The sequence below is a fragment of the Virgisporangium aurantiacum genome (assembly GCF_016863635.1).
Taxonomy (GTDB): Bacteria; Actinomycetota; Actinomycetes; order Mycobacteriales; family Micromonosporaceae; genus Virgisporangium; species Virgisporangium aurantiacum.
The window spans coordinates 386092-397951 of the sequence record NZ_BOPG01000024.1; the positions used below are offsets into that span (position 1 = coordinate 386092).

Annotated in this window: 14 protein-coding genes and 1 pseudogene; 12 read left to right on the forward strand and 3 right to left on the reverse strand. The window is 73.7% G+C overall.

The genetic code is table 11. The features are described 5' to 3' along the window. Positions 1–2: 2 nt before the first annotated feature. From Vau01_RS20275 to Vau01_RS20300, 6 genes are all read left to right on the forward strand, one after another. A complete protein-coding gene (locus Vau01_RS20275) occupies positions 3–356 on the forward strand; it encodes a DUF1304 domain-containing protein (RefSeq protein ID WP_203995099.1) in 354 nt (117 codons plus the stop codon). Between the two features lie 90 nt (positions 357–446). Next, positions 447–983: a TetR/AcrR family transcriptional regulator gene (locus tag Vau01_RS20280; protein WP_203995101.1), complete on the forward strand. Its 537-nt coding sequence runs from the start codon at positions 447–449 to the stop codon at positions 981–983. Then, positions 983–1618, forward strand: coding sequence for a lysophospholipid acyltransferase family protein (locus Vau01_RS20285; protein WP_203995216.1), 636 nt, complete (start codon positions 983–985; stop codon positions 1616–1618). Before Vau01_RS20280 ends, Vau01_RS20285 begins: the two co-directional genes overlap by 1 nt. Positions 1619–1699: 81 nt before the next feature. After that, positions 1700–2197 carry a pyridoxamine 5'-phosphate oxidase family protein gene (locus Vau01_RS20290; protein ID WP_203995113.1) on the forward strand — a complete coding sequence of 166 codons (498 nt, stop codon included), beginning with the start codon at positions 1700–1702 and terminating at the stop codon, positions 2195–2197. Positions 2198–2291: 94 nt separating this feature from the next. Further along, positions 2292–2699 carry a YciI family protein gene (locus Vau01_RS20295; RefSeq protein WP_203995115.1) on the forward strand — a complete coding sequence of 136 codons (408 nt, stop codon included), beginning with the start codon at positions 2292–2294 and terminating at the stop codon, positions 2697–2699. A 22-nt stretch (positions 2700–2721) separates the two neighbouring features. Continuing rightward, positions 2722–3879 carry an RNA polymerase sigma factor gene (locus tag Vau01_RS20300; protein WP_203995117.1) on the forward strand — a complete coding sequence of 386 codons (1158 nt, stop codon included), beginning with the start codon at positions 2722–2724 and terminating at the stop codon, positions 3877–3879. On the opposite strand, the gene Vau01_RS20305 is transcribed toward Vau01_RS20300, so the two are convergent. After that, the gene (locus Vau01_RS20305; protein ID WP_203995120.1) at positions 3868–4509 is read right to left on the reverse strand and encodes an SIMPL domain-containing protein; all 642 of its coding nucleotides are present in this window, start codon (positions 4507–4509) and stop codon (positions 3868–3870) included. The two genes, Vau01_RS20300 and Vau01_RS20305, sit on opposite strands and share 12 nt — an antisense overlap. Positions 4510–4535: 26 nt before the next feature. On the opposite strand from Vau01_RS20305, the gene Vau01_RS20310 reads away from it, so the two are divergent. After that, a complete protein-coding gene (locus tag Vau01_RS20310) occupies positions 4536–5390 on the forward strand; it encodes a maleylpyruvate isomerase family mycothiol-dependent enzyme (RefSeq protein WP_203995123.1) in 855 nt (284 codons plus the stop codon). Positions 5391–5639: 249 nt separating this feature from the next. Beyond that, the gene (locus tag Vau01_RS20315) at positions 5640–6242 is read left to right on the forward strand and encodes a hypothetical protein (RefSeq protein WP_239151720.1); all 603 of its coding nucleotides are present in this window, start codon (positions 5640–5642) and stop codon (positions 6240–6242) included. A gap of 21 nt (positions 6243–6263) precedes the next feature. On the opposite strand, the gene Vau01_RS20320 is transcribed toward Vau01_RS20315, so the two are convergent. Continuing rightward, a complete protein-coding gene (locus Vau01_RS20320) occupies positions 6264–7010 on the reverse strand; it encodes an alpha/beta hydrolase (protein ID WP_203995125.1) in 747 nt (248 codons plus the stop codon). After that, positions 7007–8056 (reverse strand): S66 family peptidase, encoded by a 1050-nt coding sequence (locus Vau01_RS20325; protein ID WP_203995128.1) that lies wholly within the window; start codon positions 8054–8056, stop codon positions 7007–7009. The genes Vau01_RS20320 and Vau01_RS20325 overlap by 4 nt, the downstream gene beginning before the upstream one ends. An 85-nt stretch (positions 8057–8141) precedes the next feature. Between Vau01_RS20325 and Vau01_RS20330 the strand changes: the two genes are divergently transcribed. The 4 genes and pseudogenes from Vau01_RS20330 to Vau01_RS20345 form a co-directional block, all read left to right on the forward strand. After that, a complete protein-coding gene (locus tag Vau01_RS20330) occupies positions 8142–9332 on the forward strand; it encodes a hypothetical protein (protein ID WP_203995131.1) in 1191 nt (396 codons plus the stop codon). A gap of 20 nt (positions 9333–9352) precedes the next feature. Further along, on the forward strand, positions 9353–9955 hold the full coding sequence (locus Vau01_RS20335) for a hypothetical protein (RefSeq protein ID WP_203995134.1): 603 nt from the start codon (positions 9353–9355) through the stop codon (positions 9953–9955). 94 nt (positions 9956–10049) lie between these two features. After that, a complete protein-coding gene (locus tag Vau01_RS20340; RefSeq protein ID WP_203995137.1) occupies positions 10050–11045 on the forward strand; it encodes a hypothetical protein in 996 nt (331 codons plus the stop codon). A 151-nt stretch (positions 11046–11196) separates the two neighbouring features. Then, positions 11197–11860, forward strand: a pseudogene (locus tag Vau01_RS20345) (hypothetical protein); the annotation flags it as partial.

Consider the following 11860-nt stretch of genomic DNA (forward strand, 5'->3'; position numbering starts at 1 on the left):
CGATGGACCTGGTCGCGAAGGTTCTGGTGGGCGTGGTGGCCGCCATCCACGTCTACATTCTGGTGTTGGAGATGTTTCTGTGGCGGGGGCCGCGGGGGCGGGCGGCGTTCGGGACGACGCCGGAGTTCGCCGCCGAGACGGCCACGCTCGCGGCGAATCAGGGGTTGTACAACGGGTTCCTGGCGGCGGGGCTGGTGTGGAGCCTGATCGCCGACGATTTCGCGTTCGCGGTGTTCTTCCTGCTGTGTGTGATCGTCGCCGGGGTGTACGGGGCGGTGACGGTGAGCCGGCGGATTCTCGTGGTGCAGTCGGTGCCGGCGGCGCTGGCGCTGGCGTTCACGCTCCTCGCGCAGTAATGCGGCAGTAGACATAGAGTAGACACTGTCTACGGTTCCTGCTAGACATCCCGTAGACAGTGTCTAAATTTATGCTGCGGGGGAACGCCCATGGCGTCATCAAGAAATCCGACCGATGGCCTGGACCACCGACTGGTCCGGGCCGGGGCCGAGCTGTTGCGGTCCGACGGCGTGGCGGCGCTGTCGCTGCGGGAAATCGCCCGGCGGGCGGGGGTGTCGCACGGGGCGCCGCGGCGGCACTTCCCGACGCACGTGGCGCTGCTGTCCGCGATCGCGCGGACCGGCTTCGCCGAGCTGACCGCAGAGGTGGAGGGGTCCAACGGCTCACTCGCGGACCTGGCCCGCGTCTACGTGCGGTTCGGGCTGCGCGACCCGCACATGTTCGAGCTGATGTTCCGCCACGACCTGCTCGAGTCGAACGAGCTGGGGCTGCGGGAGGTGAGCCTGCCCCTGTTCCGGCAGCTCACCGACCTCATGCCGGGCAGGTCGGCGGTCGAGGCCGGCGCGTTGTGGGCGAACCTGCACGGGATCGTGCAGTTGTGGAACTGGAACGCGATGCCGCTGGCCACCGGCGCCACCGACGTCGACGACCTGGTGACGGCCGCGCTGACGGCGTACCTGCCGTGATGCCGCCGCTGTACCGGCTGGCGTACCACACGGTCGGCGCCGGGCTGCGGGTGTTCTGGCGGCTGTCGGTCGACGGGCTGCACCACGTGCCGGCCCACGGCGGCGCCATCCTCGCCGGCAACCACCTGTCGGTCGCCGACGAGTACTTCCTGGCGGCGGTGGTGCCGCGGCACATCGCGTTCTGGGCGAAGGCGGAGTACTTCGCCGGCCGGTTCACCCGGCCGGTGGTGACCGGCCTGCGGGCGATCCCCGTGCACCGGGGCGGCGGCCGGGCGGCGCTGGCGGCCTTCGACGCGGCCGTGCCGGTGCTGCGCGGCGGCGGGCTGGTCGCGGTGTATCCGGAGGGCACCCGGTCGCCCGACGGCCGGTTGTACCGGGGACGCACGGGCGTGGTGCGGCTGGCCCGGCAGGCCGGGGTGCCGATCGTGCCGGTGGGGGTGCTGGGCACCGACCGCGTCCAGCCGATCGGGGCGCGGCTGCCGCGTCCGCACCGGGTGCGGATCGCGTTCGGCGCGCCGTTCGCGGTGACCGACGGCGGCCCGGCCGACATCCGCCGCGACACCGACACCCTGATGGACCGCATCCGGGGCCTCACCGGCCAGGAGTATGTGTCCGCATACGGCCGGATTCCCTGAAGCGGCGATGTCGAGAATGAGCGGCCGGCTCCGTCCCCGGCCCACACGCCGAACACAGAGTCGAACACAGAGGAGACGACCATGGGACCGGACGAGATCACCGAGGTTCTGAACCGCCCGCTGAGCCGGGAGCTGCTGGCCCGCGACGTGACCCGGCTGGCCTACGTGGCCACCGACGGCACACCCCGCGCCGTGCCGATCGCGTTCACCTGGAACGGCACGGAGATCGTCATGTGCACGTCGACGAACGCGCCGAAGTTGGCGGGGTTGCGGGCGAACCCGATGGTCGCCCTGACCATCGACACCGAGGTCCACCCGCCGAAGATCCTGCTGATCCGGGGGCGGGCCGAGCTCGACGTCGTGGCCGGCATCCCGGACGAGTACCTGCAGATGAACGGCTCCTACACGATGACGGCCGAGCAGCGGGTCGAGTGGGAGGCGGAGGTGCGGTCGCTGTACGACGGCATGGTCCGCATCGTCGTGATCCCGACGTGGGCGAAACTGATCGACTTCGAGACGACGCTGCCCAGCGCCGTCGAGGAGCTGGTCCGCGAGCGCGCCGAGCGTCAGCGGGCATGATCGGGAAGAATTCCGCCGGGGGATGTCGAGAACCGGGACGCGGCTCCGTCCCCGCCGTCGACAACGCACCGAACCCGCGTCGAAGGAGACAATGATGGCCAAGTACCTGCTGCTCAAGCATTACCGGGGCGCCCCGGCGGCGGTCAACGACGTCCCGATGGACCAGTGGACGCCCGACGAGATCTCCACCCACATCAGGTTCATGCAGGACTGGGCGGCGCGGCTGGAGGAGACCGGCGAGTTCGTCGAGGGTCAGGCGCTGTCGATGGAGGGGACGTTCGTCCGCTACGACGGCGAGGGGCGGCCGCCGGTCACCGACGGCCCGTTCGCGGAGACGAAGGACCTCATCGCCGGCTGGATGATCATCGACGTCGACAGCTACCAGCGGGCGCTCGACCTCGCCGGTGAGCTGTCCGCGGCCCCGGGCGCGGGTGGCAAGCCGATCCACGAGTGGCTCGAGGTCCGTCCGTTCATGGCCGAGCTGCCGACCGTCACCGAATGACCTCGCGGAATAACCTCGCCGAATGAACGAGTCGTTGCTGCGGGACCTGGTGCCCGCGGTGATCGGGATCCTCGTCCGTCGCGGAGCAGACTTCGCGGCGGCCGAGGATGCCGTCCAGGACGCCCTGGTCGAGGCGGTCCGCGGCTGGGAAACCGATCCGCCGCGCGACCCCAAGGGCTGGCTGATCTCGGTGTCCTGGCGCAAGTTCCTCGACGCGACCCGCGCGGAGACGTCGCGGCGGCGGCGGGAGGAACAGGTCGACCGGCTCGCCCAACCGGAGCCGCCGCCGGCGCCGGGTGAGGCGGCCGACGACACGCTGTACCTGTACTTCCTGTGCGCGCACCCGTCGTTGACGCCGGCGTCGGCGGTCGCGTTGACGCTGCGCGCGGTCGGCGGGCTGACCACGCGTCAGATCGCGCAGGCGTACCTGGTGCCGGAGACGACCATGGCGCAGCGGATCAGCCGGGCCAAACGGACCGTCGCCGACGTCCGGTTCGACCGGCCCGGCGACGTCGCCACCGTGCTGCGGGTGCTGTACCTGGTGTTCAACGAGGGCTACTCCGGCGATGTCGACCTGTCCGCCGAGGCGATCCGGCTCACCCGCCAGGTGGCCCGGATGACCCGGCACGAGGAGGCCGCCGGCCTGCTCGCGTTGATGCTGCTCCACCATGCGCGGCGGCGCGCCCGTACCGGTCCGGGCGGTCGGCTCGTGCCGCTGGCCGAGCAGGACCGCGGCCTTTGGGACACCCGCCTGATCGCCGAGGGCGTCGACGTGTTGCAGACCGCCCTGGCCCGCGACCGGCTGGGCGAGTTCCAGGCCCAGGCGGCCATCGCCGCGCTCCACGCCGACGCGCAGACGGCCGCCGAGACCGACTGGGTGCAGATCGTCGAGTGGTACGACGAACTGGTCCGCCTCACCGAGAACCCGGTGGCCCGGCTCAACCGCGCCGTCGCGGTCGGCGAGGCCGACGGTCCCCGGGCCGGCCTCGCCGCGCTGGCCGACCTCGACCCGGCCCTGCCCCGGTACACGGCGGTCGAGGCGTACCTGCACGAACGCGACGGTGACGAGGCCACTGCGGCCCGCCTCTACGCCGAGGCCGCCCGCCGCGCCCCGAACATCGCCGAACTCGACCACCTGACCCGGCAGGCGGCCCGCCTCAACGCCCGGCTACGCCGGTGACTGCTCGATCGCGTACCCGAGAACGACCGCGGCCGACACCACGACGTGGCCCGGTGCGAGGTCCTCCTGCGCTCCGGAACTACCGCTGCCGTGGCCGCGGTAGTGCTCCAGGCGTTCCTGCTCGGGATCGATGTCGTCGATGTGCACGATCGGCCCCAGCCGGATCCCGGCCGCCTCGGCGTACAGTTCCGCCTTCCGCCGTGCCGCGGCCACAGCCTGACGGCGGGCGTTGGCCCGGAGTTCGGCCTTGGTGGTGACATCGAAGTCGATGCCCTCGATCTCGTTGGCACCGGCACCGACGAGGTCGACCAGCAGCTGCTGCACCTGGTCCAGATTGCGGAACTCCACGGCGAACGACGCCTTGCACTGGTACCCGAGCAGCTTGCGGTTCTTGTTGTAGTCCCACTCGCTCTTCAGATCGAGCCGCGACCGTTCGACGGCCGCGTCGGGGACCTCGTGCTGCCGCAACGCCTGCCGGACGGCCCGCACGGCCTCGCTGGCCGCCCCGAACGCCTCTGCCGGCGTCTGCTCCAGCCGCGACACCCGGAACCTGACCCGGACCAGGTCGGGTCGCGCCTTCACACTGGCCGCGCCGAACGCGCTGACACCCCACGGTTGAATGATCTGCATCCGACGATCTAACCCGAAGGGACACGATGACGGACTCCTCCTGGCTCGGACCCGCCCTCGACGTGCGGCCCGTGCTCGCCGACCAGCAGACCGCGTTCATCGGCCTGCTGCGTCAGCTCGACGCCGACGACTGGGCCCGCCCGACGGTCTGTCCGGGCTGGACCGTCAAGGACGTCGCCGCGCACGTGCTCGGCGACTTCGTCGGGCGCCTGTCCATGCACCGCGACGGCGTCCGCGTGGAGCATCCGCGCGCCGGCGAGGCGTTCCCCGCCTTCCTCGACCGCATCAACGACGAGTGGGTCGCTGCCACCCGCCGGCTGAGCCCGGCGGTGCTCGTCGACCTGCTGTCGTCCGTCGGCGCCGCCATCGTGCGGTTCTGGCAGACCGTCGACCTCGACGCGATCGGCGGGTCGGTGCGCTGGGCCGGCCCGGAGGCCCATCCGTTCTGGCTCGACGTCGCCCGCGAGTACACCGAGTACTGGACCCACCAGCAGCAGATCTGCGACGCCACGGGACGCGCCGGACTCGCCGACCCGCGCTACGTCGGACCCGTGATCGACACGTTCCTGCGGGCGCTGCCGCACACCCTGCGCGACGTCACCGCGCCGGAGGGCAGCACCGTGCGGGTGACCGTCACCGGACCCGGCGGCGGAGCCTGGACCTGCACCCGCGGCCCCGACCGCTGGCGCCTGGACGGGCCAGCCCCGGCCCGGCCCCCCACCGCGGCGCTCGACCTCGACACCGATACCACCTGGCGGCTGTGCACCCGCGGCATCACCCCCGAGCAGGCCGCCGCCCGTGCCCGCGTCGACGGCGACCGGCGCCTGGCCACGGCCGCCCTGCAGATCGTGTCGATCATCTGGTCGCCGCCGCGCCGGTAGGGTGTGCGGCCATGGTTCTGCACGCACACGTGACGGAGTTCGCCGGGCACCCGGTGGCGCAGTTCTGGCCGGACCAGCCGCTGTCGGACGTCGACGGCCCGGTCGCGTGGCGGGTGGCGCACTGGGACTTCGACGACGACGGCGGCGCCGTGGAGGGGCTCAACCCCGGTTTCCGCGACACGTTCGACCGCTTCCTCGACCGGCCTCGAAGCGCTGTTCCTCGGCGACATCCTGTCCGACGAGTGCGAAGTGTCGTGGATCAAGGTCGGTGCGGTGCACCGCCTGCTCGACGCCTACCCGCGGCTGCGCGTCCTGCGCGTGCGGGGCAGCATGGACACGTTGTCGTTCGCGCCGGTGCGGCACGCCGCGGTACGCGAACTGGCCTTCGAGACCGGCGGCCTCGGCCGCGGGATCCTGGCGGGCGTGGTGGCCAGCGACCTTCCCGCGCTGGAGCACCTGGAACTGTGGCTCGGGGTGGACCGCTACGGCGGCGACATCACCGTCGACGACCTGGCGCCGCTGCTCGGCGGGGCCACCTTCCCCGGCCTGCGCCGCCTGGGCCTGCGCAATGCGGAGTTCGCCGACCGGTTGGCGGCGGCGGTGGCGGCCGCACCGGTGGTGGCCGGGCTGACCGAGGTGGACCTGTCCCTGGGCATGCTGGGTGACGAGGGTGCGGCGGCGCTGCTCGCCGGGCAGCCGCTGACACATCTGCGGCGCCTCGATCTGCACCACCACTTCCTGTCCGCGGCGATGGCCGACCGGCTGGTGGCGGAGCTACCGGGCGTCGACGTGGACGTGTCGGACCGGCAGAGCGCCGAGGAGTGGGGCCGGTTCACCGCAGTCTCCGAGTGACAACGACGCCCACGCGCCGCCTTACAGGTGGCGGCGGAAGAACGGCAGCGCCCGCGCGCCGAATGTTCCGGCTGTTTCCGGGCCGTCGACCGGTCCGGGGCGGTCGGCCCACTCGTGCCCGGCGCCGTCGATCGGTGCCCACTCGACCGTGCCGCCGGCCGCGACGAGGGCGTCCCGCAGGGCGATGCCGCGGTCGAACGCGATCACGGCGTCGTCGGTACCGTGGGCGATCAGGAACGGCGGCGCCGCCGGATGCGTGTGGCAGACCGGGCTCGCGTCGACAAGAGCCGCGGCCCCGGCACCGCCGATCAGGCGGTCCACCTCGTTCCCGCTTCCGATCTTCTCGTCGCGCAGGTCCGAGGGGCAGGCGCTCAGCGCCACCGCCCGGACCTCACCGGGCATCGTCAGCGCGGCCAGCGCGGCCAGCTGCGCGCCGGCGGAGTGACCCCACAGCCCGATCCGGTCGGGGTCGCCGCCGTGCTCGCCGGCGTGGACGCGCAGCCAGCGCACCGCCGCCCGCACGTCATCGAGCGGCACCGGCCAGTGCGCCTCGCCGCTGAGCCGGTAGCTGACGCTCGCGGTGACGAACCCGTGCGCGGCCAGCAGCGGGTTCAGCCACGGGTGCATGGCGGCGCCGCGGTCGCCCTCATGCCAGCCGCCGCCGTGCACGTACAGCACCACCCGCGCCCGGACCGCGGACGCCGGCCGCAGCACGTCGAACAGCTGTCGCGGGCCGCCGTACGTCAGGCCGCCGATGAACTCGATCATGCGAAGTCCGCGTAGATGCGGCGGTTGGCGCCGTCGACGGTGACCGGTCCGCCGTGGGGCAGGATCCACTGCGGCCGGGTGTGGCCGAACGGCACGCCGACGCAGACGACCGCGTCCGGGTTGTACCGTGACACCACCTCGACGACCGTGTCGCGCTGCTCCGCACGGAGCCGGGCCCGGTCGGCGGCTGCGGGCTTCCGGGTGAAATCGGAGACCGGTGGACGCGCGAGCAGCACCGCGTCGACCGCCGCGAGCAGGCCACGTTCGCCCAGGGCGCGGACGATCCAGCCGACGTTGCGGGCCGGGAGCAGCTCCTCGGACGTCTCGACGAGCAGCACGGCGCCGTCGAGGGCGTCGGGACCGAACGGGAAGCGTCCCGCGGTGAGGATCCACTCGACGACCTCGATGCAGCCGCCCCAGGTGCGGCCGGTGACCGTCCGCCGCGGCCCGTACCAGTCCCACGGCTCGGTCGGTTCGCGCTCCCCGTACGACTCCAGCGCGCGGGGATCGGCCCAGTCGATCCCGATGTCCTCGGATTCGCCCGGGTCGGTGATCTCCAGCCGTTCCCCGGTGAGCAGCGCCGCCCGCAGCGCCCGGACGTGGATGTCGTCGACGGCGGGTCCCGGGCCGAGGTGCACCTGCGACGAGCCGCCGTAGAAGCTCGCCACCCCGTTGCCCCACAGCCAGTGGTGCAGGTTCGTGTTGTCGCTGGTGCCGAGGAACGGTTTGGGGTCGGCGCGGGCGAGGTCGGGGTCCAGGTGCGGGATGACGGTGATCTGGTCCTCGCCGCCGATGACGGCGAGGATCGCGCGGACGTCCGGGTCGGCGAGGGCCGCGTTGACGTCGGCCGCCCGCGCCTCGGGCGACGCGCCGACCTGGCGGGTCGTCGGGTACTCGACCGGCACCAGGCCGGTGACGTCGGCGAGGCGCCGCATGGCCTGCTCGTGCACCGCGGGGAACGCTCCGGCCGCGGCGAACGACGGCGACAGGACGGCGATGCGGTCGCCGGGGCGGGCCTTGCGCGGCCGGACGGGCTCGTGCGTCATGTCCGCCATCCAAGCGATCCGCCGAGCCTGGCGCAGCCGAGTTACGGACCGCTATCCTGTTCGGCTGCCCCTCGGAAGGTCGATCATGACGACTGATCGGGTCCACCTCCGCGACATCTGGACGCTCACCTGGCGCGACGTCGACCCCGCCGCCCGGCCCGCATTCGACCCGGCGGGCGTCGCGGACCTGGTGCGGTCGCTGCCGCCCGCCGCCGACGTGCCACCGCCCGGCACCGACTGGCGGCTCACCGGCTTCTGGTTCGACCGGATGACCGAGGCCCTGGTCGAACGGCTCGGCGTCTGGGTGGTGGGCTGGTGGTACACGGTCGCGATCGAGGACCACCCCCGGTACGGGGTCGGACCGCTCTGGCGGGGGCAACGGCCCGCGGTGACGACACCGGCCGAGACGCTGAGCCGCATCGCCGACGCCGTGGTGGCCTGGCACGAGTTGCTGGTCGAACTCGCCACCGATGCCCGCGGCCGGTTCGCTGCAGCGGCACCCGCAGCGGCACCCGCGGCCGACGGCGCCGTCGAGCCGCCGGCCTGGCGCGCCGTCTGGGACAACGGACGGCGCGCCGTCTACCCCGGCGACCGGCCGGTCCGCCGCCTGCGTTATCCGGCGGAGCTGACCTGGGCAGACGTCGATCCCGGGAATCTGGACTTCGATCCGGCGACGGTGCCGGCGGTGGTGGCCGACCTGGTGGCGGCGTCGGCGCCGCCGGCCCCGCGGGCCGACTGGCGGCTGCAGGACCTGTGGCTGGAGAACCTCACGTCAGGGCTCGTCGACCGGTACGGGCCGTGGGCGGCGGGGTGGCGCTGGTCGGTCGGTGAGGGCGACCTCGACGGTGGCCCGGTCGGGTCGTGGTGCTGCTTCGGGCATTCGGTCACCACGCCGGAGGCGACCGCGGCGACGATCTCGGCGGCGCTGGTGGAGTGGTACGACTGGCTCGCCGATCTGGCCGAGCGGTTCGACCGGTTCCTTCCGCTCCCCGTCGGCGACCTGGACGGCTGGGAACGCGCGGTCGCCCACCTGGTGACCGCGGTCGGTGACCGCACGCGGTACGAGTCGGCCTGGTACGGCTGCTGCGAGATCGCGCTCGGCTGGTTCCTGGACGCGGCCGGCGTCGGAGCGGCCCGGCACGGGGAGCTGCTCGAGCACGCGATCGGCGGCCGGTTCGAAAGCTGGGTGGAGCCGCCGCGGTCGGTGGTGGAGTCGGTGGCCGGCGACGTCGCCCGGCGTATGGCCCGGCGTATGGCCCGGCGTACCGGCCGTTGACCGGGCCCGATCATCTGGCGGTGTGGCAGCGGGTCCGGGAGCGGGTGCCCTGGCGGGAGATCGTTCCGCACCCGCCGGTGCCGGTGTCCGCCGGCCGCGACGGCTTCGCCCGTTTCGTCCGCGGCACGGCCGGTCGCGACCCGGACCGGGCGGGCCGCCTGTTGGCCGCGCATGACGACGTCCGCCGCGAGGCGGCCGGCGGTGCCGACCTCAGCCTCGGCGTGCTGGCCCGCTGGAACGCGGTTCTCCGTGGCGTCCCGGTCGCCGGGTTCCGCCGGGGGCCGGCGTGCGCGAAGAACGGCCGGGAGCGCTACGGGTTGCACGCCGACACCGAGCACCGGTTCGTCTCGTGCCTGCTGGAGGCCGCCGACCCGGCGACGCCGGTAACGGCCAGGGCCGCCCGGGCGTACCTCGACGTCGCGTTCTTCCACCCGTTCGACGACGCCAACGCCCGCCTGGCCGGGCTGGTGCTCCGGTTCATGTTGCTGCGCGGGCGCGTCGAACTCGACGACGTGGCCCCGATCCTCACGGTCGTGCGCCGTGCCGACGACGCCGAGGGAGCCGCCGATCTGGTCCGGCTCGTGCACGGCATCGCCGAGGCCACCCGGCGCCGTACACGATAACCGGGATTATCATGCACGCTGCTATCCGCGTCCACTTTCGATTTTGCGTATGTCGTAACCACTTATGGGTTTTGTAAAACGATAATATGACGCGGTGCTGACGATGCAGATCGACCCGCCCGACACCCGTCGGTGTGCCTATACCCGCTGCTCCGCCCCGCTCCCGTACGCCGGGCAGGGCCGGCCGCCCGAGTACTGCCCCGACAGACGGTGGGACGGCAACCGCACCTGCAAACAACTCGCCGCCGCCGAACGGGCCGGTGAACGGGCGGTCGCCCTCGACGTCCCGCTCGACGCGTTCCGGCAGGCCGGTGACCGGTTCGTTCCCGCCGCCGAGGCTCTCGCCCGGCAGCTCACCGAGGTCGTCACCGCGATCGGCACGGTCCGCGACGGCGCCGTCGCCCGGATCGGCGAGTCCGACCGGGCCGCCCGCGACGCCGACGACCGGGCCCGCGCCACCGAGGCCGAGGCCGACCGCCGCGTCGAGGACGCCGACGCCCACCGGGCCACCGCCGAGGCCGACCGCGACCGCGCCGAGACCCGGGCCGCCGACGCCGAACGCACCGCCGCCACGGCGAAGCAGGAGGCGGAGGCGGCCGTCGCGCAGGCGTGGCAGCGCGCCACCGCCGCCGACCACGCCCGCGGCGCCGCCGAGGCCACCGCCGCGCAGGCCGTCCGCCGCCAGGACCAGGCCGAACAGGCCCTGGCCGCGCAGGCCGAGCGGCACCGGGCCGAGGTCGGCGGCCTCCGGGCCGACCTCACCCGCGTCACCAGCCAACGGGACGCGGTGAGCACCGCCCTCACCACCGCCGAGTCCCGGGCCGCGGCCGCCGAGACGACCGCCCAGACCCTCTCCCGGGACCTGGCCGCCGCCCGCGACGAGCTGACCGCCCTGCGCGCCGAGCGGAACCAGTTGGCCACCCGACTGGCCGCCACCGAGGCCGCCCGCGACGCCGCCACGGCCGAGGTGGACCGCTGCGCCACCCGCGAACGCGAAGCCCTGACCCGGGCCAGGCGCGCCGAGTCGCGTCTGGACCGGCTGGTGCACCGAGCGGCGACGGTGGCCCGCCGCCCGATACGCCCCACCTGACCGGTCAGCCGAATGGGGTGCCCGAACCGCTGCCCTTTCACCCTGGGCGACGCCGCGACAACGGGGTGACGCTCGGTCCTGTGTTCAACCGTGAACGGGCCGCACCGGTGCCGGCCGGTTACGTCCCGGCCCGGTCAGCGACAGGGCACCGATGAGCCCCGCACGGGACGCCGGCGGGCCGTCCCAGGAGACGACCGATGCCGGGCTGGAGCGCGGCACCAGTGCGCCGGTGCAGAACGACGGGCCGGTCGTCGCCGGCCCGGGGGCGGGGATGCCCGGCGGGAACGCCGCCATCGCCGGGCTGCTGACGGGTGAGCGTTCCGCGGCGGAGCCTGGGCTCGTTCCCGGGATGGTGCAGGCGCTGCGGCTGTCCGGCGGGAACGCGGCCGTGTCTCGCCTGGTGGGCGGCGAGTCCACGGGTGGTGCGGAGGCAGATCAGCTCGCCAAGGCCGAGCCGGCCGGTGGTGCGTCACCGGCCACCCCACTGGCGCCCGGGTCCGGCGTCCCCGCGTCGGGGCCGGGCGTCCCCGCGTCCGGGTCCGCCGTGACGGTGCCGGCCGGCGCCGCGCCGGCGGGTCCGGCGGCCACCGCCACCGCCACCACCGCCCCGTTGGCCCCGTCGGGTTCGGCGGCTACCGCCGGGCCGTTGGCGCGGGCGGGCGGACCGGGTGCCACGCCGGTGAGTGCCCCGACCGTCGCTTCCGCGGCGCCCGCCGTTCCCGCATCGGCCGCTGCGGCACCCGCTGTGGCACCCGCTGTGGCACCCGCTGTGGCACCCGCTGTGGCACCCGCTGTGGCACCCGCTGTGGCACCCG